18 protein-coding genes are annotated in these 23097 nt (G+C 67.9%); 4 read left to right on the top strand and 14 right to left on the bottom strand.

Going from position 1 to position 23097, the window contains the following annotated elements; genetic code table 11:
* Positions 1-91 precede the first annotated feature (91 nt).
* Together AC3WL7_RS14150 and AC3WL7_RS14155 are read right to left on the bottom strand one after the other, a co-directional pair.
* Positions 92-1159, bottom strand: coding sequence for a hypothetical protein (locus tag AC3WL7_RS14150; RefSeq protein WP_492750992.1), 1068 nt, complete (start codon positions 1157-1159; stop codon positions 92-94).
* Between the two features lie 138 nt (positions 1160-1297).
* Positions 1298-3829, bottom strand: a complete 2532-nt coding sequence (locus AC3WL7_RS14155) for a glycoside hydrolase family 3 protein (RefSeq protein ID WP_492750994.1) — start codon at positions 3827-3829, stop codon at positions 1298-1300.
* Between the two features lie 341 nt (positions 3830-4170).
* Between AC3WL7_RS14155 and AC3WL7_RS14160 the strand changes: the two genes are divergently transcribed.
* On the top strand, positions 4171-5178 hold the full coding sequence (locus tag AC3WL7_RS14160; RefSeq protein ID WP_079223810.1) for a LacI family DNA-binding transcriptional regulator: 1008 nt from the start codon (positions 4171-4173) through the stop codon (positions 5176-5178).
* Between the two features lie 101 nt (positions 5179-5279).
* On the opposite strand, the gene AC3WL7_RS14165 is transcribed toward AC3WL7_RS14160, so the two are convergent.
* A complete protein-coding gene (locus AC3WL7_RS14165; protein WP_492750996.1) occupies positions 5280-5504 on the bottom strand; it encodes a hypothetical protein in 225 nt (74 codons plus the stop codon).
* Positions 5505-5667: 163 nt separating this feature from the next.
* On the opposite strand from AC3WL7_RS14165, the gene AC3WL7_RS14170 reads away from it, so the two are divergent.
* The 3 genes from AC3WL7_RS14170 (at position 5668) to AC3WL7_RS14180 (ending at position 11515) form a co-directional block, all read left to right on the top strand.
* Positions 5668-8655 (top strand): TonB-dependent receptor, encoded by a 2988-nt coding sequence (locus tag AC3WL7_RS14170; protein WP_492750998.1) that lies wholly within the window; start codon positions 5668-5670, stop codon positions 8653-8655.
* 160 nt (positions 8656-8815) lie between these two features.
* Positions 8816-9832: a cupin-like domain-containing protein gene (locus tag AC3WL7_RS14175; protein WP_492751000.1), complete on the top strand. Its 1017-nt coding sequence runs from the start codon at positions 8816-8818 to the stop codon at positions 9830-9832.
* A gap of 108 nt (positions 9833-9940) precedes the next feature.
* Positions 9941-11515 (top strand): sensor domain-containing diguanylate cyclase, encoded by a 1575-nt coding sequence (locus tag AC3WL7_RS14180; RefSeq protein WP_492751002.1) that lies wholly within the window; start codon positions 9941-9943, stop codon positions 11513-11515.
* 51 nt (positions 11516-11566) lie between these two features.
* On the opposite strand, the gene AC3WL7_RS14185 is transcribed toward AC3WL7_RS14180, so the two are convergent.
* From AC3WL7_RS14185 to queF, 11 genes are all read right to left on the bottom strand, one after another.
* On the bottom strand, positions 11567-12439 hold the full coding sequence (locus tag AC3WL7_RS14185) for an energy transducer TonB (protein WP_492751004.1): 873 nt from the start codon (positions 12437-12439) through the stop codon (positions 11567-11569).
* A gap of 91 nt (positions 12440-12530) precedes the next feature.
* Positions 12531-13415 carry an energy transducer TonB gene (locus AC3WL7_RS14190; RefSeq protein ID WP_200732595.1) on the bottom strand — a complete coding sequence of 295 codons (885 nt, stop codon included), beginning with the start codon at positions 13413-13415 and terminating at the stop codon, positions 12531-12533.
* 72 nt (positions 13416-13487) lie between these two features.
* Positions 13488-15218 carry a bifunctional isocitrate dehydrogenase kinase/phosphatase gene (aceK, locus tag AC3WL7_RS14195; RefSeq protein ID WP_200732596.1) on the bottom strand — a complete coding sequence of 577 codons (1731 nt, stop codon included), beginning with the start codon at positions 15216-15218 and terminating at the stop codon, positions 13488-13490.
* Positions 15219-15350: 132 nt separating this feature from the next.
* Positions 15351-15710 carry a hypothetical protein gene (locus AC3WL7_RS14200; RefSeq protein WP_079223818.1) on the bottom strand — a complete coding sequence of 120 codons (360 nt, stop codon included), beginning with the start codon at positions 15708-15710 and terminating at the stop codon, positions 15351-15353.
* A 54-nt stretch (positions 15711-15764) separates the two neighbouring features.
* Complete coding sequence (locus AC3WL7_RS14205; RefSeq protein WP_108759030.1) at positions 15765-16181, bottom strand: roadblock/LC7 domain-containing protein; 417 nt, start codon at positions 16179-16181, stop codon at positions 15765-15767.
* Positions 16174-16722 (bottom strand): GTP-binding protein, encoded by a 549-nt coding sequence (locus AC3WL7_RS14210; protein ID WP_492751009.1) that lies wholly within the window; start codon positions 16720-16722, stop codon positions 16174-16176. Before AC3WL7_RS14210 ends, AC3WL7_RS14205 begins: the two co-directional genes overlap by 8 nt.
* Positions 16715-17659: a hypothetical protein gene (locus AC3WL7_RS14215; RefSeq protein ID WP_492751011.1), complete on the bottom strand. Its 945-nt coding sequence runs from the start codon at positions 17657-17659 to the stop codon at positions 16715-16717. The genes AC3WL7_RS14210 and AC3WL7_RS14215 overlap by 8 nt, the downstream gene beginning before the upstream one ends.
* A 251-nt stretch (positions 17660-17910) precedes the next feature.
* Positions 17911-20133 (bottom strand): NADP-dependent isocitrate dehydrogenase, encoded by a 2223-nt coding sequence (locus AC3WL7_RS14220; protein WP_492751013.1) that lies wholly within the window; start codon positions 20131-20133, stop codon positions 17911-17913.
* Positions 20134-20508: 375 nt separating this feature from the next.
* Positions 20509-21018, bottom strand: a complete 510-nt coding sequence (locus AC3WL7_RS14225; protein ID WP_108759033.1) for a hypothetical protein — start codon at positions 21016-21018, stop codon at positions 20509-20511.
* Between the two features lie 59 nt (positions 21019-21077).
* Entirely contained in the window at positions 21078-21371 is a 294-nt protein-coding gene (locus AC3WL7_RS14230) for a LysM peptidoglycan-binding domain-containing protein (protein WP_079223824.1), read from the bottom strand.
* 514 nt (positions 21372-21885) lie between these two features.
* On the bottom strand, positions 21886-22704 hold the full coding sequence (gene queF / locus AC3WL7_RS14235) for an NADPH-dependent 7-cyano-7-deazaguanine reductase QueF (protein ID WP_492751016.1): 819 nt from the start codon (positions 22702-22704) through the stop codon (positions 21886-21888).
* Positions 22705-23097: the final 393 nt, after the last annotated feature.

The raw sequence follows: 23097 nt of genomic DNA on the forward strand, positions 1-23097 counted from the left end.
TGCGGGGCTTTTTTTTGGCTTTCGCGGCGGCAGGCATCCACGCATGGCGTGGATCTACCGGTAGCGCCGGGCCATGCCCGGCGAGATGCCTCTATGCGCAGACCTCGCGCGGGTCCAGGCCGAGGTCGCGGCAGATGCGGTCGTGGGCCAGGCCCGCACAGCGCAGCGTGCCGCCCAGCATTTCGCTGAGCAGGCTGCTGCCGCGATAGGCCAGGTAGCACCACGGTTCGACCGGCACCTTGCCGCCCTGCGCCGTCATCACCACGCGCGCCTCGTCCCAGGCACCAACGAGGTAGAGGGCCAGGGCGAACTCGGCGCGATGGCGGCGCTCACGCGATGAGGTGCAGGCCGCGAGCGCGCGTTCCAGGCCGGCGGGTTGCACGTCCAGCCAGTCCAGCAGCGCCTTGCGCACCAGGTCGGCCAGGCCGGGCACGTTGGCGGTGCGCACCACCCCGACGATCTCCAGCGGCGCATCGCACTCGTCCATCCACGGGTAGGTCCATTCCACCACGTGCGCCGCGATCGCCGCATGGGCATCACGGCCGCGCGGGGCGTTGTCACTGATCCAGCGCAGGTACGCCCACATCTCCTCGTCACTGCCGTCCCACTTTTCCATGCTGGCCTTGGCCAGCATGTAGACCGAGGGTGCGTGGTACGGCGCCAGCGCCATCACCTGCGCGAAGCGCTCGCTGCGCGCCTCACGTTCGATGTCGCACACCACGTCACAGTGCAGCAGGCCATAGAACGCCAGCGGCGGTGCGTCCGCACGCTCGGCCAGTGCCTTGAACCGCCGCTGCGCGGCCTGGAACTTCATCGGGAAGGCGCGCCGGCGCGCTTCGGGGATTTCATGAAAGTAGGTCTCGCCGCGCAGGCGCCAGCCTTCGCCCAGCTCCGCAAAGGCCAGCAGCAATGCGGCATCGATGGATTCGGGCGCGTGTGCGTGCCATTGCGCGGCGAGCGCAGGCGCCTGCACCTGCTTGCCGAGGTAGGCGTAGAAATCCACCTGGCTGCCTTCGTGGAGCTCGGCCATCACCGCCGAGGCCTGCGCGTACGCGCCCTGCCGCACCAGCTCAAGCAGCGCGCGTGCGTCGGTGACGCACGTGACATCGATGGTGGAACCATGGGGCTGCAGCCTCACGCTCTGGAGTAAACGGCGCATGGTCGTCCTTGTCTGTGGATCCGCACGACACGCGGATCGCTTCCTGGTGCGCCAGTTTAGCGGCGCACCAGGACACGTGGAGGAACGACATCAAGCTTTGCCCCGCTCGCCGGCCATCACCCGGCGCAACCGCGTGGCTTACGGGCAGGCCACCGCACCTTCGGCATTGGCCGTATTGGCGGTCAGCTTGACCTGGGTGAACGCTGCAGCGAACGGCTTGTCGGCAGTCACCACGAACGGGGCTTCCACCGCGCCCAGTGCCACGCCCTGCTTGGCAAAGCACGCCAGCGGCACGGTCACCGTCTGCTTCTGGCCGGGCGAGAGCTTGCCCAGCAGCGGCGCGATATCCACCCCGCCCTCGCAGCCACTGCCGCACTGCATGGTCACCTTCACCGGCGAGGCCGGGCGCTTCACCAGCTGCACATCGAACTGCAGCGCGCCGTTGCTGCGCGCCAGTGCGCCCAGGTTGCGGCGCGAGGTGCTGCGTGCGATCAGCTGCGCGGGGGCCAGCCAGGTCACTTCCTTGGCGTCCTGCTGGGTGTTCACCTGCACGGTACGCACCTGCACCACCGGCTTGGCGGTGGGCCAGCGCAGCGTGGCGTTCAGATCGCTGCCCAGCGGCTGGGTCGCACCCGCGGCGGCCACGTGCAGAGCGAACGGCGGCGTGTCGGCACGGTTGAAGATCGGCAGCACGGTCACTTCACCGCAGCTGTCCGGGTTGGCTTCGTCCAGGCGCGCGACCTTGCCGCCCTTGGCGTAGCTCAGGCCATAGCCCAGCGCGAACAGCGACGGCTTCTTCGCATCGGGCTGGTCGATCGGTGCCGGGCACGGCACGCCCGGCCACGGGAAGCTGAGGCGGCCACGGAAGTCATGCGCGGGCTTGCCGCCCTTGCCCGTCACCAGCACGTCGGTCACGCCCTTGCCTTCGGTGCCCGGCAGCCAGGCCGCGACGAAGGCGCTGGACAGGTTGAGCAGGTCGTTGGTGTACATCGGGCGGCCGGACATATAGACCGTCACCACCGGTTTGCCGGTCGCAGCCGCTGCCTTCAGCACGGCCAGGTCCTGCGGATAGGCGCGGCTGTGGCTCACCGTGTCCGAGGCGAGGATGTCACCGTTGGTTTCCGCATAGGGCGTTTCGCCAATCACCGCCAGCACCACGTCGAATGCCTTCGGATCAATGCCCTGGCCGTCGGCGCTGAAGCTGACCTTGTCCGTACCCAGTTCGGCGCGCAGCGCGCCCAGCACCGAGTCGGCGTTGGGGAAGTCGGCATTCCTGTTCTCGGTGCCCTGCCAGGTCAGCGACCAGCCACCGGACTGGTCACCGATGTTGTCGGCGCCCTTGCCGACCACCAGCACGCGCGCATCGCGGCGCAGCGGCAGCACCTTGCCTTCGTTCTTCAGCAGCACCAGCGATTCGCGCACCGCACGCCGCGCCAGCTCGCGGTGCTGCACGGCGCTGGCATCACCGGCATAGCGGCTGTCGGACGGCTTGTGTTCGAACAGTCCGGCACGCAGCTTCACCCGCAGGATGCGCGTCACTGCGTCATCAATGCGCGCCATCGGGATCTCGCCCTTCTGCACCTGCGCGGTGGTGTTGTCGATGAAGGCCTTCCAGTCATCGGGCACCATCACCATGTCGATGCCGGCGTTGATGGCCTGCGCGCAGCTGTCGTTGCGGCAGCCCGGCACCTGGGCGATGCCGTTCCAATCGGAGACGACGAAGCCGTCGAAGCCCATCTTGTCCTTCAGCGCATCGGTCAGCAGCGCCTTGCTGCCGTGCATCTTGCCGTAGTCGATGCCGGCGGCACGGTCGTTCCAGCTGTTGAAGGAGGCCATCACGGTCTGCGCGCCCTCGGCCAGCGCGCCGTAGTAGCCCTGCGCATGCACGTTGATCATCGTCGCCTTGTCGACCAGCGCCTCGCCCTGGTCGCGGCCGCTGTCGGTGGCGCCGTCGCCCAGGTAGTGCTTGGCGGTGGTGACCACGTTGCCGTCATCCTTGAAGGCACCCTGCGCGCCCTTCACGTAAGCGTGGGCGAAGCTGCGGATCACCGCCGGGTCGGACGAATAGCTTTCGTAGGTGCGGCCCCAGCGCGGGTCGTGGGCCACGGCCAGGGTGGGCGCGAACACCCAGCCGATGCCGGTGGCGCGCACCGACCGCGCGGTCGCCTCGCCGATGCGCTCGATCAGTTCGGGATCACCGGCGGCGCCCAGGCCGATGTTGTGCGGGAACAGGGTCGCGCCCAGCACGTTGTTGTGGCCGTGCACCGCATCGGTGCCCCAGATCACCGGCACCGGCGTCTTCGCATCGGTGGCCAGCGAGGCGGCATGGTAGGCATCGGCCAGCGCCAGCCACGCCTGCACGCTGGCGTGCTTGTCCATGCCCGGCCACGAGCCGCCGCCATTGAGCACCGAGCCGATGTAGTAGCGGCGCACCTGCTCCGGCGTGATCGTCTTGATCTCGGCCTGGGTCATCTGCCCGATCTTCTGCGCCAGCGTCATCTGCGAAAGGATCTGCTGCACGCGGCTTTCGATCTGCGCGTCGGGGCTGATCGCGCTGTGCACGCGCGGCCAGTCCTGCAGACGTTCGCCGCTGGCCGGTGCGGCACCGACCGGCGCGGCAAGGGCGGCCAACAGGCAGCTGGCAAGAAGGGTCTGGGTGGGGCGATTCACTGGGCTCTACCTCCGTGGATGAAATTCCTGGCGCGCGTGTCTGCGACCGCACGCCGGCATGGGCGCTTGCGCACCGCTCCTGACAGCGCTGTCATATAAGGCGACCCCGCTGCTGTCAATCGTTGTTGGCGGGCAACGTGCCGGGCGTCCCGCAACCACGGGGCCTGGCGCATCATCGACGCGCCATCGCAGTGCGCGGGTGCTGCATCGCGACACGGAATCGGGACGTGCCAGCGCCCCTCCTGTCGTGGCACCATCCGCCTGCTTCGGCAACATCGACCGGGCCAGCACGCACTACCATCGCCGCGTGCCCGCCGCCTTCCAGGAGGAACCATCGCACCATGCGCAGTCGAATCGAGGATGTCGCCGCCGTTGCCGGGGTTTCGATCAAGACCGTGTCGCGCGTGCTCAACCACGAGCCGAACGTGCGCGAGCAGACGCGCGAGCGCGTGCTGGCGGCCGTGGCACGGCTGGGCTACAAGCCGAACCTGTCCGCGCGCAGCCTGGCGGGCCAGCGCTCGTACGCACTGGCGCTGGTCTACAACAATCCCTCGCGCAACTACCTGATGGAAATCCAGAGCGGCATGCTGGAAGCCTGTCATGCGCAGCACTACAACCTGATCCTGGGCCCGGTCGGCACCGGCCGCCGCACCCTGCCCGACCTGGCCGCGCTGTTCGAGAATTCGCGCCCCGACGGCGTGGTGCTGATCCCGCCGCTGACCGATGACGAGGTGGTGCTGTCCTGGCTGGAAGAACAGGACATTCCCTTCGCCTGCATCGCGCCACGCCATCCGGAAGGCCGCATCGGCGTGCGCATGGATGAAACCACCGCGGTGGTCGAGCTGATCGGCCACCTGGTTGCGCAGGGCCATCGCCGCATCGGCCACATCAAGGGGCCACGCGCGCATGGTGCCTGCCAGTGGCGCCACGCCGGCTACCGCCAGGCGCTGCGCGAGGCCGGCATTGCCTACGATCCGCAGCTGGTGGCCAACGGCCAGTTCTCGTTCGAGTCCGGCGTGGACGCGGCCAACGTCCTGCTCGACCTGGACGATCCGCCGACGGCGATCTTCGCGGCCAACGATGACATGGCCGCTGCCGTCTACCGCGTGGCCGGCGAGCGCGGGCTGCGCGTGCCGCGCGATCTGTCGGTGTGCGGCTTCGACGACACGCCGATTGCCGGGCACATCTATCCGGCACTGACCACCGTGCGCCAGCCGACCGCGCACATGGGCCGGCTGGCCACCGAGCAGCTGATCGAGCACATCCGCGCCGAAGCTGCCGGACGCATGATCACCGTCGAGCACGCGGTGCTGGAACGCGAGTCCACCGCCGCGCCGCGCCGCCGCTGAGCCCTGCCGCAGCGGGCCGACGCGCCCGTTGTGGCGTCGCCGCACGCGCTGTCCGCTGACAGTCGCCATCATGTCCAGAACCTGTCCTCCCGGTCAGTGATTCAAGCCATCCAGTGGACATGCACGACATCCACCGGCCATTGCCGTTGTCCAGCGCTGTCAGTCCCCTCCTCCCTCCATGCTGAAGCGCCCTCGCGCGGCATCCGCGCAGTTTCGTTCTGCACCGCACAACGTTTTTCCGCCGATCGATTGGCAGCGCTGTCATGCCTGAAAAAGCGCTGCAGATGCCGCAGCCAAAGGCAATTCATCGGCGTGAGCAGGTGCATGGCAACGGTTACATCGCGACCCGCGCAGGCGTTGGCCAGGCGCACTTGATGGCAGTTTGTTGACAACGCTGTCAACCGTCGCTCCAATCCGGCCACGTGCAGTAACCCGCGATCGAGACAACGCCGCAACGACACAACCGAATTCCCTGGGGAGGGAGCTTCCATGAAGACGTACAAGGCAGTACCTCGCAAGACGATGCTCACTTCCGCGCTGCTCGCAGCGCTCGCCGCACCGGCATGGGCGCAGGACGCACCTGCCGGCGACACGCCCGACCCGGCCACGCTCGATACCGTGCAGGTCACCGGTATCCGCGGCAGCCTGCAGTCGTCGATGAACCTCAAACGCGACAGCCAGGGCGTGGTCGATGGCATCGTCGCCGAGGACATCGGCAAGTTCCCGGATACCAACCTGGCCGAATCGCTGCAGCGCATCAGCGGCGTCTCGATCGACCGCACCTCCAGCGGCGAAGGTTCCAAGGTGACCGTGCGCGGCATCGGCCCCGACTACAACCTGGTGCTGTTGAACGGCCGCCAGATGCCCGCGTCCAACCTCGGCAACGGCGGTGCCGGCCTGAACGGTTCGCGCTCGTTCGACTTCGCCAACCTCGCTTCCGAATCGATCTCGGCGGTGGAGGTGTACAAGACCAGCCGCGCCGACAACCCGGCCGGTGGCATCGGCGCCACCATCAACATCAAGACCCTGCGGCCGCTGGAATCGGAGCCGGTGATCAGCCTCGGCCTGAAGGCGGTCAACGATTCCTCCAACGACAACCTGCCGCGCACGCTGCAGGGGTCGAACGTCACCGGCGAACTGTCGGGCATCTTCAGCCAGCGCTATGCCGACGACCGCTTCGGCGTGGCCTTCAGTGCCAGCCACCAGGAGCGCGATTCCGGCTTCAACCAGGCCACCGTGGCCGAGGGCTGGGCGACGTTCTACGGCAACAACACCACCGATGGGCGCACCCTGCCGCAGCCGGGCCAGGGCTACTCGGACCGCATCACCAACCGGCCGGGCCCGAACGATGTCTATGGGCGGCCGCAGAACACCGCCTACAACGTCAACGGCGTGCAGCGCCAGCGCACCAACGCGCAGGCCACGTTCCAGTGGAAGCCGACCGACAATGTCACCACCACGCTGGACTACACCTATGTCGAGAACAAGGTGCAGCAGCAGCGCAGCGAGCTGTCGGTGTGGTTCAACTACGGCCCGGGCGACAGCACCTGGACCAATGGCCCGGTGGCTGCACCGATCATCTACAGCGAAGACATGACCAATTCGGACGTGTCGATGGGCGGCGCGCGGCTGGCCACCAAGACCGGCATGCACTCGCTGGGCTTCAACGTGGACTGGGAAGTGAACGACGCCCTGGACCTGTCGTTCGATGCGCACAACTCCACCGCCGAATCGCAGCCGGACAGCCCTTATGGCTCGGCCGGCGTGCTTGGCGTGGCCGCCTTCGTGCGCGGCAAGACCACCGTCGACTACAGCGGTGACCTGCCGATCATCAACATCGCCCTGCCCCCGGGCGGCGTGCAGGCCTCCGATGCGCTGGTCACCGGCTCGGTGTTCCAGAACAGCTACAACAAGTCCGAGGTGCAGCAGTACCAGGGCCGCGGCACGTTCCGCTTCGCCGACTATTCGGCGCTGGATTTCGGCATCGGCCACACCCAGGTGGAGAACCGCTCGGCCTCGGCCATCATGCAGCGCAATACCTGGGGCGGGCTCGGTTCACCGGCCGACTATGCCGATGACATCTGGTACGCCGACAACATGGCCAAGTACTTCAAGGCCTTCTCCGGGCACAGCGATCCGCGCCTGACCGGCCAGTTCCTGGTGTTCGATTTCGACCGCCTGATCGACCGCGCCGCCCAGGTCGGTACCGCTGCCGACCCGGCCTGCCCGACCTGCTACTACGCACCGAGCGAGTACTCCGAAGACATCCGCACCACCGAGAAGACGCGCAGCGCCTTCCTGCAGTACCGCACCACCTTTGACTGGTCGATGCCGCTGCACGTGGCCGCCGGCGTGCGTTACGAGCAGACCGAAGTGGAATCCAACGCCATGGTGCGCGTGCCGACCGGCATCAGCTGGGGCTCGGCCAACGAACTGAACATCGTCTACGCGCCGGAAAGCAGCTTCATCGGCGGCCGTGGCAAGTACGACTACGTGCTGCCCAATGTCGACCTGAAGCTGGACCTGAGCGAATCGCTGGCACTGCGCGGCAGCTACAGCCGCACGCTGGGCCGCCCGAGCTGGACGCAGATCCAGAGCGGCCAGTCGCTGGCCGACATCGTGCGCACCCAGGGTGGCAGCGGCAGCCGCGGCAACCCCAGCCTGGAGCCGCTGATCTCTGACAACTTCGACCTCTCGCTGGAGTGGTACTACGGCGAGGCCAGCTACGCCTCGGCCGGCTTCTTCCGCAAGAACATCAAGAACTTCATCAGCGACACCGTGGTGCGCGAGAACAGCGGCAACCTGCACACGCCCGTCGGCGGCGCCTACTGGAACGAGGCACTGGCGTCGTGCGGCGGCACCGACATGCCGTGCATCCGCGATTACATCTTCACCAACCATGCCGGCGACCCGGGCGTGAACTTCACCGGCGTCAACTCGGCCGGCCAGCTGACCGGCACCATCGAAGGCCTGCCGACCGATCCGATCGCCGGCTTCGACATCACCGTGCCGGCCAACCAGCACTCGGACCACCTGGATGGCTGGGAAGTGGCGGTGCAGCACCTGTTCGGCCAATCCGGCTTCGGCCTGGCGGCCAACTACACCAAGGTGAAGTCCGGGCTGACCTTCAACAACCTCAGCCTGGGCGACCAGTACCCGATGATCGGCCTGAGCGACTCGGCCAACCTGGTCGCGTTCTACGACAAGAATGCCTGGCAGGTACGTGCGGCCTACAACTGGCGCGACAAGTTCCTCAACGGCATCGGCGGCCAGGGCCCGAACCCGAACTACACCGCGGCTTACGGCCAGCTCGATCTGAACATCAGCTACGCGGTGAGCGAGCAGCTGACCCTGAGCCTGGAAGCGATCAACCTGACCGACGAAACCATGCGCACCTACTCGCGCCACACCAACATGCTGCGCTACGCCACCCAGACCGGCCCGCGCTACATGTTCGGCGTGCGTTACAAGTTCTGACCTGCTGCAGTACTGTGGAGCCGAGCATGGGCTCGGCTCTACAGGATCGGCTTGTGCACTGCTGTGGAGCCGAGCATGGGCTCGGCTCTACAGGATCGGCTTGTGCACTGCTGTAGAGCCGAGCCCATGCTCGGCTCCACTCCGCTCCGGATACCCGCGCATGCTGCCCCAGCCCCGCCCCATCGAAGAGATCCTCGGCCTGGACCCGGCGCAGCTGCACGCGCAGCTGCCCACCTGGACGACGCCGAAGGTGATCCGTGGGCTGGTGGCGCACTGGCCGCTGGTGAGGGCCGCGCGCCGGTCCGCCGCCGAGGCGGTGGCCCACCTGGCCGGCTTCGACCACGGGCAGATGCCGGTGACGGCGACCACCGCCGCACCCGACACGCACGGGCGGCTGTTCTACAACGAGGACATGAGCGGCTTCAATTTCCGCCGCGAACAGATCCCGCTGAAGGTGGTGCTGGCCACCCTTCTGAAGTACGCCAGCGATCCCGCGCCGCCGTCGATCTACGTCGCCTCGACCACGCTGGACAGCTTCCTGCCCGGCTTCAGCCAGGCCAACCCGCTGCACCTGGGCGTCGCCGATCCGCTGGCCAGCATCTGGATCGGCAACCGCTCGCGCATCGCCGCCCACCAGGACGTGCCGGACAACCTGGCGTGCGTGGCGGCCGGCCGCCGTCGCGTCACCCTGTTCGCGCCGGCGCAGGTCGAGAACCTGTATGTCGGGCCGCTGGATTTCACCCCCGCCGGACAGGCCATCAGCCTGGTCGATTTCCATGCACCGGACCTGCAGCGCTTCCCGCGCTTCGCCCAGGCCTGGGAGCAGGCCCTGGTGGCCGAGCTGGAACCGGGCGATGCGGTGTTCATTCCCTCGCTGTGGTGGCACCACATGGAAGGCCTGGAACCGTTCAACGTACTGGTCAACAGCTGGTGGCGGCCGGTGCCGGCGTGGATGGATTCGCCGATGAACGCGCTGATGCTGGCCATCCTCGCCCTGCGCGACCTGCCGCCGGAACAGCGCGCGCACTGGCGAACGATGCTCGACCACTATGTGTTCGATGCGGGCGAACATACGGCCGCGCATGTGCCGCAGGATGCGCGTGGCGTGCTGGCGCCACTGGACGCGGCGGGCGCCGAGCGCGTGCGCGATACGCTGCGGCGGCGCCTGCAACGCTGACACCGGGACACCGGGCCTGTCCCTGCGGCGCGCGAATGTGCCCATAATGGCGGCTCCCCCACCGTTCGTGCCCGGCTGCGCTGCCGCAGCAGTGGGCGCAGTCGCTGCATGCCACCCATCTCCAACCGCCTCAACCTGGGCAAGCTGATTCTTGCGCTGGCCCTGCTGAGTACGCTCATCGCCCTCGGCAACACGCTGCTGGCCAGCTACCGCGTGCAGCGCGACCAACTGGTGAGCAACACCCTGGAAGCCAACCGCGTCTACACCAGCAAGCTGGCCGAAACGACGCAGACCTTCCTGCTGTCCGCGCAGCAGCAGCTGGCCTACGCTGCCACCCGGCTCGGTGAGAGCGGGCTGGATGCCGGCCACGCGCAGGACGAAGCCAGCCGCCTGCAGCTGCAGTCCAGCAGCTTCAACTCCTCGCTGGTGGTCAATGCCAGCGGCCTGGTCATCGCCACCTCACCGCAGACCCTGCAGCTGCAGGGCGAAGTGCTCAAGAGCTTCGGCAGCAACCAGGCACTGGCGCGCCGCCAGCCGCTGATCAGCGATCCCTACCAGTCGGCCACCGGCAAGCTGCTGATCTCGCTGTCGCACCCGGTGTTCGACCGCCAGGGCACCTACCTCGGCTACGTCAGCGGCACGCTGTACCTGCGCCAGCGCAGCGCGCTGCACACGCTGCTGGGCAAGCACTACTACCGCGACGGGTCCTACCTGTACGTGGTCGACCACAACGGCCGCATCATCTACCACAACAACCCGAAGGAAGTGGGCACCTACGCGCTGGACAACGCGGCGGTGAAGGCGGTGATGGGCGGTCGTTCCGGCAGCCAGCAGCTGGTCAACAACCATGGCGTGGCCCAGCTGTCCGGCTATGCCCCGGTGCCGGTCACCGGCTGGGGCATCATCGCCCAGCGCCCGGCCGAGGCGACCCTGCAGCCGCTGTCGCGCCTGATGTCCTCGGTCATCTGGAACGCGATCCCGCTGGGCGTGCTGTCGCTGCTGATCACCTGGTGGTTCGCGCGGCGCATCTCGATGCCACTGTGGCAGCTGGCGCGCAACGTGCAGGAAGGCGAAGACACCGGCAATGCGATCAACCACGTCACCGGCATCCGCGCGTGGTACTTCGAAGTGGCGCAGCTGAAACAGGCGGTGCTGTACAGCTTCAACGCACTGCAGGACCGCATCGGTACCCTCAACCGCGCCAGCCGTACCGATCCGATGACCGGGCTGCTGAACCGCCGCGGGCTGCAGAACGCGCTGGAGATGCTGCAGGCACAGGGCCAGCCGTTCGCGATCGTGGCGCTGGACATCGACCGCTTCAAGTCGATCAACGACGGCCACGGCCATGACGTCGGCGATGCCGCCATCGTCCATATCGCCGAGCAGATGCGCCGCCATTCGCGCGAAACCGACGTGCTGTGCCGCGCCGGTGGCGAGGAATTCCTGGTGCTGCTGCCGGGCGTCGGCGTAACGGCGGCGCAGCAGACCGCCGAGCGCCTGCGCCAGGCGATTGCCGGGCAGCCGTTCGCGCCGGTCGGCAGCATCACCGTGTCGCTGGGCGTGGCCCACTTCCCCACGTTCCATGCCGATGTGGAACAGGCGCTGCGGCTGGCCGACAAGGCGCTGTACCTGGCCAAGGAACAAGGCCGCAACCGCGTGGTGGTGTACCCGCACGCGGAGTGACCCGCACGCGGAAGCGCCGGGCGATACCCGGCGCTGTCGTCACCGCGCCGCTCAGCCCAGCGGGGTCAGCAGGCGCGGGCCGTCGTTGCGGCCGACCATGTAGACGCCGCCTTCGGGCAGCAGGTCGCTACCGGTGGCCTTTTCGTCTTCGCCGGTCTTCCACGGTGCCTGCTGGCGCGGGCCCGGGATGTAGGCCGACCAGCGGCCGTAACGCTCCGACCGGGGGTCGAAGGCGTAGTTGACCGGCACGCGCACGGTCCAGAATTCTTCGTCCTTGTACTCGCCGGTGGTCGGAATGCTGAACGTCCAGCTGCGGGCAGTACTCACGCTGGCCTTGGCCAGCACGTCGCGCAGCATCTGCATCTGGCGCTCCGGCGCCACCACGGTCAGGTTGGTACGCTCGGCAACCACGTCGGCCACCTTGCCATCGCGCCCGACCTTGACCAGCAGCGTTACCTCACCCTGGCCGCGGATGGCCGCCGCCCGTTCCGGGTAGACCGGCGGGCGCATCTTCAGCGCCCTGACGTTGTCGCTGGACAGCGTGTTCTCTTCATCGACCGGGCCGAAGTTCGCATCGGCCACGCGGACCTGCATGGTGGTGCCGGTCAGGCTGTCCGCCAGCAGCCGCAGGCGGACATCGGTACGCGCGCGCACCGCCTTGCCATCGACCAGCACCGGTTCGAAGCGCCAGCTGTTGACCGTGCCCTCGACCAGGCGCGCCACGTCGGCGGCCACCTTGTCACGGTGGTCCAGCTGGAAGCCTTCGACCTGGCCTTCGCGGCCGATGTTGATGACGCCGCTGAGCGTCATGCTGGCCTCCATCTGCTTGCGCACCTCGCGCACGCTCTGCGCGTCTGCGCTGCCGATGCAGGCGGCGCCGCCGCCGAGGGCCAGCGTCAGGGCCAGGAAAAGGGAAGAACGCATCACACTCACTCCTTGTGCTTGAAAGACAGGTCCCTCGTTGCCAGCGCGCGGCATGCCACGCAGCCCTGGAACACGAGGGACCGGATGGGACTCAGTCCTTTGCCAGTGCCGTCAGCAGACGCAGGCCACGATTGGCACCATCCACCATGTACACGCCGCCGGCCGGCAGCAGGTCACTACCCTCCTGCGCGACATCCTGCTGGCGCCACGGCGCCGACTGGCGCGGGCCCGGGATGAAGGGCTTCCAGACGCCATAGGGCGTTGGCTGGACGCCCGGCCCGTCACTCATCGTGTAGCTGACCACCGTACGGACCGTCCACTCGGCAGCGTCCTTGTCCTTGCCGGTGGTCGGCGGTGCAAAGGTCCATTTGCGGGCGGCGGCGGTGCTGGCATTGGCAAACAGATCACGCATCTGCCGCATGGAGCGCTCGGGCCCCACGACCCCCAGGTTCACCTGCTCGGTGGCGACGTCGGCTGCATTGCCGTTCCGGTCCACCCTGATCAGCAGCACCACCTCGCCCTGCACGCCGTTGCGGAATGCCTGCTGCGGATAGCTCGGTGGCCCCATCTCGCGCCGCGTCACGGTATCGGTATCCTTGTCGCTGTACACGTTGAAGTTGACGCCCGTCATGCGTACTTCCATCGTGCCGTCAGCGGCAGGCTTGCCGAGCAGGCGCACGCGGATCGGTGCCGTCACCGACACCGCACGTCCGTCCTGCACGGTCGGCTCGAAGCGCCAGCTGCGGATGGTGCCGTCGACGAAACCAGCGATCGTGGGCGTCAAGCGCTCGCGCTGGTCCAGTACGAGATTGCTGACCGAGCCGTCAGTGGCCACCTCGATGGTGCCGGTCAGCACCATGCTGGCCTCGGCGGTGGCGCGCACCGCCTTCGTGGTCTGCGCAGGGGCATCAAAAGCGGTGATGGCGGCAACGCTGCCGACCGCCAGGGCAAGGGCAAGACAAAGGGATGAGCGCATCGGTACCGGATCCTTGGCAATGATGGTCCAGCCTAACCGAGTTTCGCGCCGCAGGGCCAGTGGCCGGGTCGGTCAGGCCAATCGATGATCGGCGGCGTACGGTGGCGTGTCAGGGTAATCGCCACTGGCGAAGCGGGCCTGCAGGCCTTGCCACCAGGCGGGGTCGAACAGGTGGCGGTAGTGCTCGCGTACCGCTGCCAGCTCCTGCGCAGGCAGCCCCATGAACGGCCCGAAGCGCTCGGGGAACACATCGCGCGGGCCGACATGGAACCACGGCTCGTCGGCAAGGGCTTCTTCCGGCGTGCGCGGCTGCGGCCAGGCGCGGAACACGCAGTCACTGACCAGGCACAGCTCGTCGTAGTCATAGAACACCGCGCGACCATGCCGCGACACACCGAAGTTCTTCGGCAGCATGTCACCGGGAAAGATGTTGTTGCGGGCCATGTCGGTGATCGCCTGCGCGTAGTCCAGCGCGGCCGCGCGCACGGCCGGCGCACCCTGCTCGCGCAGGTAGAGGTTCAACGGGCGGAAACGGCGTTGCACGTAGCACAGGGCGATCTCGATCTCATCGCCCTGCACGCGCACGCTCTGCGCGCACTGCTGCAGCAGCTCGTCCAGCAGCGCCGGGGCGAAGCGCTCGCGCGGGAAGCGCAGGTGGCGGTACGGCTGTGCATCGAGCAGGCGGCCGACGCGATCCAGGTTGAACACCAGCGCGTACTTCTCTTCCACCTGCTGCCGCGACATTGCCTTGGGCCAGGCGAAGCGGTCGCGGATCAGCTTGAACACCAGCGGGTAGCTGGGCAGGGTGAACACCGCCATGACCATGCCCGGGGTGCCCTCGGCGTGCACCAGGCGCTCGTGCGGGTGTTCGTTGAAGTGGCGGAAGAAGGTGCGGTAGCGCTCGGTCTTGCCCTGCTTGGCACGGCCCAGCACGGTGTAGATCTCGTCGATGGGCTTGCCCGGCAGCAGGCTGCGCAGGAACACCACCGCGTCACCGACCGTGGCCAGGCCGGCCTGGAAATAGCTGCGCGAGACACCGAACAGATGGGCGACGTCACGGCGGCGGGTCAGCACCGCGTCGGCACGCAGGCCCTGTTCGTCATTGACCAGCGCGATGATGCAGGGCGAGAAGCGGTGTTCGCCGAACACGCGGCCGACCAGGTAGGCACGGCGTTCGCGGTAGAACACGGTATCGAGCAGCTCGATGCTGCGCACCGGGGTGTCGCCCCAGTGCGCGAGGTCATCCTGCAGGCGGATGGCGATGGCCGCTGCGCAGCGCAGCTGGTGTGCATAGGGCACGTCGAAGCGGTAGTCGGCCAACACCCGCTGCAGCGCTTCCACCGGACGCGTGGGCGACACCGCATAGGTGTGGCGCGCCACCGGGTGGGTGATCGCATCGGAGGGTTCGATGTCGAACGCGATGAACTCCAGCGCCGGGTCGACGCCCCGGGTCGCGAACAGGCGCCGCGCCAGGGTGTTGTAGAAGGTCTTGTACAGCTCGGCGTCGATCAGCCCCTGCAGCAGCGCGCTGTAATGCGCGTGCACCTGCAGCCACAGCGCGCGCACGCCGATGGCATCGCCGGCCATGCGCCGCAGCGCGTCCATGCGCTCGGCGATGCACAGGTCGTACAGGGCGATGCGCTCGACCGCATCCTGCCGCGCGGCGGTCCAGTCGCGCTGCTCGAAGCGCAGCCGCGCCCGCGCCGTGATCGCGGCAAAACGGGCGTGGTAATCCTCGAAGCCATCGCGGATGGCCACGGCGATGCGCGGGGCCAGGTCGGCGGCGATGTCAGGCTGGGACATGCACGGCTCGGCAGGGAGACGGGCATCCACCATACGCCGGCGTGGGGTGGGTTGTGTAGAGCCGAGCCCATGCTCGGCTGGCTTCGCTCGAAAGCAGCCGAGCATGGGCTCGGCTCTACACAGGCAGCGGCCTCAGATCGCCAGCTCGGATTCCACGTCCTGCACCTTGCGCCGGGCCAGGGCGAGGTTGCTCTTCGCGCGGTCCAGCACGATGTAGAAGAACAGGCCCCGCTTCTTCGCCACCGGGCGCATGATGTGGTACGCCTTGCCCAGCGAGATGAGGATGTCCTCGATGCTGTCATTGAGGTTGAGCGAGGCGGCGGTCTTCATCTTCGCGCGGATCACTTCGGTGTTGCCTGCGGCGGCCACTTCCATGTCCATGCCCGCGCCGGCTTCGCCCAGCAGCATGCCGCTCTCGTAGTCGACCAGCGCCACGGCCTGCGCGCCGTCGATACCCATCAGTGCATTCAGCGATTCGGTCAGTCCAGCCACGTCGTATCCCCTTGTCAGTGTTGGTTCGAGCCCCTCGTTCCCCTGCGGCCGGGCTCACGATCCGCTGAGTTCGGCCAGGATCGCCTGGCCACATTCCCTGCTCTGCCACAGCACCTGGCCGATCACGCTGCGCTGGTCACAGGCCGCCATCAGCAGCAGCGGCGCCCGGCCTTCGGCCTGGATCGCCAGCATCAGCACCTTGCCGCCCAGTGCTTCCAGCATCAGCGTCTGCAGATCGCCCAGCGCCAGCTCGCGACCCACCGCCGCCGCCAGGGCCAGCATCGCGCTGGTCATCGCGGCCAGCCGCTCGCCGCGCCCTTCGGCACCGGCACTGACCAGAGCGAAACCATCGACACTGGCCAGCACCACCGTGCGCACCCCTTCCACGCGCTGCTGCAGGTCCTGCAGCAGCGGCTGCAGGCGCTCGCGCTGGCCGGCATCGGGCAGCGTCGCCACCTGTCCATCAGCCATGCAAAGCCACCAGTGCGTGTGCTTCCATTTCGCTCATCAGTACATCCATCAGCAGGAGCCCCTGCGCGCGGTCCCGCGCATCCACAGGCAGCAGGGGCAGCGGCTGGTCATCCAGGCACGCCCGGCTGGCCCAGTCGTCCAGCTGCGCATCGGGCACCTGGTCCAGGTGGGTCACCGCCACCACCAGCGCCAGCGTGCCGGCAAACGGCCGCAGCGCCTGCAGGTAGGCATCCAGTTCGTCAGCGACGCCGGCGCGGCGCGCATCCAGCAGCAGCACCGCGCCACGCGCACCCTGCAGCAGGATCGGCCACAGGAAGTCGAAGCGCTGCTGGCCGGGCGTGCCGTACAGGCGCAGGCGCTCACCGTTGGGGAGGTCGATGTCGGCGTAATCCAGGGCGACCGTGGTCGAGGCCTTGTCCGCGCCCGCACGGTCGCTGTTGGCGACGTCGGTGTCGATGACCACACCGGCCGCGATGCTGCGCACCAGGGTCGACTTGCCACTGCCCATGCCGCCAAGCACCACTACCTTGTGCTCACGCATTGCGCTCGCTCCTGCGCAGGCTGCGCCAGAGGCGTGCCAGCAGGCCATGGTCGGCGCTGCTGCCCCGCGCCGCGGCAGCTACCGGCGCGGCAGCCTGCAGCTGCGCGTAGCCACACAGGTAGGCGGCATGGATGAAGTCACGCACGGCGGCCGGCGGCAGCTCCAGCAACGCCGCGCACTCGTCCACCGTGCACGCGCGCTTGAGCAGCAGCGAGCACAGGCGGAATCCATCGTGGTCGTGGCCGAGCACGCGGAAGTCGGGCCAGCGCAGCAGCTTCACCGCCGCACCGCGCAGGCGCTCGTCCAGTGCGTGCCAGTGGCGGCTGCGCTGCGCCCATTGCCACAGCAGCGGCCGCAACGGCTGGCGCGCGCGGTTGCCTGCCAGCACCCGGAACTGCGCCGGCGTCAGCGCGTCCAGATGGAGATGCTCGAAGCCCTGGGCCAGGCGTTCCACCAGCACGGCGGCCGGCTCCTGCAGGAGTACCGCCTGGTCCTGTTCCAGATCCAGCAGCAGCAGCGGCTGCCCGCTCTCGCCCAGCAGTGCATGGCCCTGGCGCACCGGCAGGCGCTCGCGCAGCAGGCGGGTGATGGCATGGGCGCCGTCGGCCAGGCGCACCGGCGCGGGTTCGGCGCTGCCCTGCATGCCACGCAGCGCGCGGCCGATGGCTCCATCATCGAGGACATCCTGGCGGCCATGGCCCTCGCGCAGCTGGCCGCCGATGCCTTCGATCCAGCACTGCAGGCGCGGCCGCTGCTCGCGCATGCGCAGCGCGGCATTGCGCAGCGCCGGCGTATCGCGCACCACCAGCAGGTCGCAGTCGTCCAGGTCCTGGCTGCGGCACACCTGCCCATCGGGCAGGGCCGAGGCCAGGCGCAGCCGCTGCAGCAGGGCCTGTTCGCCCTGGAGATCGGTTCCCACCACCAGCACGCGTGCCATCCGTGTTCCCCGGGCGACCGCCTCCCCGGCGGTCTCGCGTCGCCAAGGCTAGGGCATCGCCACGCGCGGCCGTCGTGATCGACTGCTCAGATCGACGGCGACCGCAGGCACGCACTGATCCGTTCTGCGACGGCCATCGTGGGCAAGTTTCATGCCGTATTGACGGTTCCGGGAAATGGGGTCGGATCCCCAGGAAAAAAGAAACCCGCGCCGGAGCGCGGGTTTCGATGTCACCTGCTGCGGGCGATGGATCAGCCGCGCAGCTGCTCCAGCGCGGCGTTGAAGGTCGCGCTCGGGCGCATGGCCTTGCTGGCCTTGGCCACGTCCGGGCGGTAGTAGCCGCCGATGTCCACGGCCTTGCCCTGCACCGCGGCCAGCTCGTCGACGATCTTCTGCTCGTTGTCGGTCAGTGCCTTGGCCAGCGGGGCGAAGCGGGCCTTCAGTGCGGCGTCTTCGTCCTGCGCGGCCAGGGCCTGGGCCCAGTACAGCGCGATGTAGAAGTGGCTGCCGCGGTTGTCGATGCCACCCAGCTTGCGCGAAGGCGACTTGTCGTTGTCCAGGAACTGGCCGTTGGCTTCATCCAGCGCCTTGGCCAGCACGCGGGCAGCGGCGTTGTCGTAGCGGTTGCCCAGGTGTTCCAGCGACGCGGCCAGGGCCAGGAATTCACCCAGCGAATCCCAGCGCAGGTAGTCCTCTTCGACGAACTGCTGCACGTGCTTCGGGGCCGAACCACCGGCGCCGGTCTCGAACAGGCCACCACCGGCCATCAGCGGCACGATCGACAGCATCTTGGCGCTGGTGCCCAGTTCCATGATCGGGAACAGGTCGGTCAGGTAGTCGCGCAGCACGTTGCCGGTCACCGAGATGGTGTCCTCACCCTTGCGGATGCGGTCCAGCGAGAAGGCGGTCGCTTCCACCGGCGGCAGGATGCGGATGTCCAGGCCGTTGGTGTCGTGGTCCTTCAGGTACTGCTCGACCTTGGCGATGACCTGCGCGTCGTGGGCGCGGGCGGCATCCAGCCAGAACACGGCCGGGGTGCTGCTGAGGCGGGCGCGCTCGACGGCCAGCTTCACCCAGTCCTGGATCGGCGCGTCCTTGGTCTGGCACATGCGCCAGATGTCACCGGCTTCCACGGCGTGCTCGAACACCACGGTGCCGGCCTCGTCGGTGACCTTGACCACGCCATCGGCAGCGATCTGGAAGGTCTTGTCGTGCGAGCCGTACTCTTCGGCCTTCTGCGCCATCAGGCCGACGTTCGGCACCGAGCCCATGGTGGCCGGGTTGAAGGCACCGTTGGCCTTGCAGTCGTCGATGACGGCCTGGTAGACGCCGGCGTAGCAGCGGTCGGGGATGACGGCCTTGGTGTCCTGCAGCTTGCCTTCGGCATTCCACATCTTGCCGGAGTCGCGGATCATCGCCGGCATCGAGGCGTCGACGATGACGTCGCTCGGCACGTGCAGGTTGGTGATGCCCTTGTCCGAGTTGACCATGGCCACGCCCGGACGCTGCGCGTACTCGGCGGCCAGGTCGGCCTCGATGGCGGCGCGGGTGGCTTCGGGCAGCGACGGCAGGCGCGCGGCCAGGTCACCGATGCCGTTGTTGGCATCGAAACCGGCCTGCTTCAGCACGTCGGCATGCTTGGCCAGCACGTCCTTGTAGAACTCGTTGACCGCCACGCCGAACATGATCGGGTCGGAGACCTTCATCATGGTCGCCTTCAGGTGCAGCGAGAACAGCACGCCCTGGGCCTTGGCATCAGCGATCTGCTCGCCGATGAAGGCGGCCAGCGCCTTGCGGCTCATCACGGCGGCATCGACGATCTCGCCGGCCTTGACCGCGGTCTTTTCCTTCAGCACGACGGCGCTGCCGTCCTTGCCGTGGAAGGTGATCTTCAGCGAACCGGCGTTGGCCACGGTGGCCGACTTCTCGCTGCCGTAGAAATCACCGGCAGCCATGTGCGCGACGTGCGACTTCGAATCGGCTGCCCAGGCGCCCATGCGGTGCGGGTGCTTGCGCGCGTAGTTCTTCACCGACAGCGGTGCGCGGCGGTCGGAGTTGCCTTCGCGCAGCACCGGGTTCACCGCACTGCCCTTGACCTTGTCGTAGCGCGCCTTGTAGTCGCGCTGCTGGTCGTCGGCCGGGGTTTCCGGGTAGTCCGGCAGCGGGTAGCCCTGGTCCTGCAGTTCCTTGATGGCCGCCTTCAGCTGCGGCACCGAGGCGGAGATGTTCGGCAGCTTGATGATGTTGGCGTCCGGCGTGGTCGCCAGCTGGCCCAGCTCGGCCAGGTCGTCGTTGACCTTCTGCGCGTCGCTGAGCAGTTCCGGGAACAGCGACAGGATGCGGCCGGACAGCGAGATGTCACGGGTTTCCACCACGATGCCGGCGGTGGCGGTGTAGGCGTCGACGATCGGCAGCAGCGACTGGGTAGCCAGGAACGGTGCTTCGTCGGTCAGCGTGTAGAGGATCTTGGACATGGGGGACTTGGACTCTGTAGCGGTTCTCAGGGGAAGGCCGGCGCAGGCGCCGTGCCACGTGCAACCGTGTCACTTTCCCCGTCGCCGTCAGGGTGGGCGCGCGGCGGGGAAACCCCTGCATTGTCGCGTTTTCAGCCGCGCGGGGCAAAGCCATCCCATACGCTGCGGTACTGCACCACGGCAACGCTGTGATCCAGCTGCGTGGTATCGGATGCAACCATGCCTGCATATCCCGGAATCGGGTCGATCCACGCGCACTGTTCCGGTAGATCCACGCCATGCGTGGATGGAGCTTTCCCAGGAGCCACAAATAAAAAAGACGCAGCCTCGCGGCTGCGCCCATCGTGAGTCCAACCGGGAGAGAGTCGGCGGGACTTACTTGACCTCGAACTCCTGCGGCGTTCCGGCCGCCTTGCCATCAACCATGACTTCGGCGCGGTACTTGCCGGCCGGCCAGCCATTGGCATTCTTGAACGTGATGTTGGTCGTCTCGGCACCGGAAGCGTTCAGCGTGGCGTTCTGCTCGCCGGCCACCTGGCCATCCTGGAAGGTCAACTTGGCACCGACGGTGACGTTGTTCGCGGCGGCATCGGTACGCACCGAGACGATCACATCGTCCTTCGGCGCGAACAGTGCGGCCGGGGCCACCGACTTGTCAGCGGCAGCGGTCTTGCCCACGGTGACCGCCGATACGGCGACCGCAGCAGCTTCAGCCATCGGCGGCGGCGCGCCGGTCATGGGTGCCGGTGCCGGCTCGGCCGGGGTCGTCGCCGCCGGGGCGGCGTTGTTGTCGGTGGATTCTTCGTTCTTCTTGCAACCGACCAAGGCAACGCTGCCCAGCAGGGCGGCGATCAGGGCGGCATGAAGCGGGTTGGTCTTGATCATTCGGGTGTTCCTCCCAGGGATTGTCGGACGGCCTTCGTGCGCCACTGGGCGCGGGCCGGTCATTTCGGCGGCAGCTTCAGGGTCTGGCCCGGGAAAATCTTGTCCGGGTCGTCGAGGACATCACGGTTGGCCTCGAAGATCTTCTTCCAGGCATTGGCATCGCCCAGATGCTGCTTGGCGATCTTCGACAGCGAATCGCCCTTCTGCACGGTGTACGTGCCGACACTGACCACATCGGCGGTGCTGTCCACCGATGACGTGACGCCGGAGAAGTCCGCCTTGGGTACCAGCTCGGCGGTACTGTCGACGCTGGCGGTGACGCCGGAGAAATCGGCCTTCTTCTCGGTGCTCATCCACACACTCCCGTCTGCATGACTACGTGGATGGCACGGTGACATGGTGGTTGTTAAATGGGGATGGTGCAGATGTGAAGCCGCCACGGGGGGCGGCTGAACAATCGGGGCCCAGAGCGGCCGGCACGACCCGTAACCGCCTGCAAACCACGGTAGCGCCGGCCGCTGCCCGGCGGCTTCTGCTCTGGCCGCTGCGCTCGCCGGGCGTGGCCCGGCACGACCCGTAGCCGCCTGCAAACCACGGTAGCGCCGGGCCGTGCCCGGCGGCTTCGTGCTCTGGCCGCTGCGCTCGCCGGGCGTGGCCCGGCGCTACCCGTAACCGCCTGCGAACCACGGTAGTGCCGGCCGCTGGCCGGCGGCTTGTGTTCTGGCCGCTGCGCTCGCCGGGCGTGACCCGGCACGACCCGTAACCGCCTGCAAACCACGGTAGGGCCGGGCCGTGCCTGGCGGCTTCTGCTCTGGCCGCTGCGCTCGCCGGGCGTGGCCCGGCGCTACCCGTAACCGCCTGCGGCGGTTACTGGCGCAGCTCGCGGACGGTCGCGGCCGGGCCGGCGATCCCGTGGCTGGCGCGCCAGGGATTGATGTCCAGGCCGCCACGGCGGGTGTAGCGCGCTTCCACTTCCAGCCACTGCGGCTGGCAGCGCGTGGAGACCTCGCTGAAGATGCGCTCGACGCACTGCTCGTGGAACTCAGCATGCTCGCGGTAGCTGACCAGGTAGCGCAGCAGGCCGGCACGGTCGATCTTCGGGCCGCGGTAACGCAGGCTGACCGTCGCCCAGTCCGGCTGGCCCGTGACCGGGCAGTTGGATTTCAGCAGCGCCGAGACCAGCGTCTCTTCCACCACCAGCCCGGCATCGGCAGCGAGATAATCGGCCTGCGGCGGGCCGTAGCAGTCGATCTCCACGTCCAGCCCGTCGATGGACTCGCCCAGCGGCGACTCGACCAGCGGCGGCAGGCCGAACTGCACCTGCACCGGCGCGCCCGCGCAGGCCGACAGATCGGCCACCAGGCGCTCGCGCAGCGCATCGGCGCTTTCCATGCGGGTGCTGTTGAGGGAGTTCAGATAGAGCTTGAACGACTTCGATTCGATCAGGCGCGGCGACGTGCAGGGCACCTGCACGGTGGCCACGGCCACCTGCGGCTTGCCGCGCGGGTCGAGCCAGCTCAGTTCGAAGGCATGCCAGCGGTCGTGGCCGACGAACGGCAGCGCGGCGTCATCGAGACCGATCTCGGTGCGGGCCCCGATGCGGGGGATGGGAAACAGCAGGCCGGGATCGTACTGCGACGGGTAACTGACCTCGCGACCGAGGCTGGAGTCCTGGGGGGTGTTCATGGGTGCCATTGTATCGCGGCGGGGGCGGGCCTTCGGCCGGGTCGGCCAACGGCGGAGCCCCTCCGTGGTGGTGGTGTTTCCGCATACGGGGGTTGGCCGGGAGGGTGGCTTGGCTGGGGGACGCCGTGAATACGTCCATGTAGGCTCGGTCGCCGCATCCATGCGGCTCACGCCCCCAGCCAACCCACCCTCCCGGCCACGGACAGTTCCCCGCGCCACCCCGGGAAAGATCAGGAAAATCAAAATCAAAATCAAAAGCCGATCCTTCGGACGTCAATCACGTCTGCCGTGCCGACCAACGGTCGGCACCCACCAGAGCAGAACGCCGTTCCGACAGATCGCAGGAAACTGTCGAAGGCGGGGTGGGTCCGGTTGAGGGGGTGTGAGCGGCAT

This window comes from Stenotrophomonas sp. FW305-3-2-15-E-LB1, from assembly GCF_058787375.1.

What these genes read in the sequence shown, in the direction of transcription:
- queF (WP_492751016.1), bottom strand. Translation starts at nt 22,704, where the DNA reads ATGAACACCCCCCAGGACTCCAGCCTCGGTCGCGAGGTCAGTTACCCG.
- AC3WL7_RS14215 (WP_492751011.1), bottom strand. Translation starts at nt 17,659, where the DNA reads ATGGCACGCGTGCTGGTGGTGGGAACCGATCTCCAGGGCGAACAGGCC.
- AC3WL7_RS14210 (WP_492751009.1), bottom strand. Translation starts at nt 16,722, where the DNA reads ATGCGTGAGCACAAGGTAGTGGTGCTTGGCGGCATGGGCAGTGGCAAG.
- AC3WL7_RS14180 (WP_492751002.1), top strand. Translation starts at nt 9,941, where the DNA reads ATGCCACCCATCTCCAACCGCCTCAACCTGGGCAAGCTGATTCTTGCG.
- AC3WL7_RS14225 (WP_108759033.1), bottom strand. Translation starts at nt 21,018, where the DNA reads ATGATCAAGACCAACCCGCTTCATGCCGCCCTGATCGCCGCCCTGCTG.
- AC3WL7_RS14165 (WP_492750996.1), bottom strand. Translation starts at nt 5,504, where the DNA reads ATGCACCTGCTCACGCCGATGAATTGCCTTTGGCTGCGGCATCTGCAG.
- AC3WL7_RS14175 (WP_492751000.1), top strand. Translation starts at nt 8,816, where the DNA reads ATGCTGCCCCAGCCCCGCCCCATCGAAGAGATCCTCGGCCTGGACCCG.
- AC3WL7_RS14205 (WP_108759030.1), bottom strand. Translation starts at nt 16,181, where the DNA reads ATGGCTGATGGACAGGTGGCGACGCTGCCCGATGCCGGCCAGCGCGAG.
- AC3WL7_RS14230 (WP_079223824.1), bottom strand. Translation starts at nt 21,371, where the DNA reads ATGAGCACCGAGAAGAAGGCCGATTTCTCCGGCGTCACCGCCAGCGTC.
- AC3WL7_RS14190 (WP_200732595.1), bottom strand. Translation starts at nt 13,415, where the DNA reads ATGCGCTCATCCCTTTGTCTTGCCCTTGCCCTGGCGGTCGGCAGCGTT.
- AC3WL7_RS14170 (WP_492750998.1), top strand. Translation starts at nt 5,668, where the DNA reads ATGAAGACGTACAAGGCAGTACCTCGCAAGACGATGCTCACTTCCGCG.
- AC3WL7_RS14160 (WP_079223810.1), top strand. Translation starts at nt 4,171, where the DNA reads ATGCGCAGTCGAATCGAGGATGTCGCCGCCGTTGCCGGGGTTTCGATC.
- AC3WL7_RS14220 (WP_492751013.1), bottom strand. Translation starts at nt 20,133, where the DNA reads ATGTCCAAGATCCTCTACACGCTGACCGACGAAGCACCGTTCCTGGCT.
- AC3WL7_RS14185 (WP_492751004.1), bottom strand. Translation starts at nt 12,439, where the DNA reads ATGCGTTCTTCCCTTTTCCTGGCCCTGACGCTGGCCCTCGGCGGCGGC.
- aceK (WP_200732596.1), bottom strand. Translation starts at nt 15,218, where the DNA reads ATGTCCCAGCCTGACATCGCCGCCGACCTGGCCCCGCGCATCGCCGTG.
- AC3WL7_RS14150 (WP_492750992.1), bottom strand. Translation starts at nt 1,159, where the DNA reads ATGCGCCGTTTACTCCAGAGCGTGAGGCTGCAGCCCCATGGTTCCACC.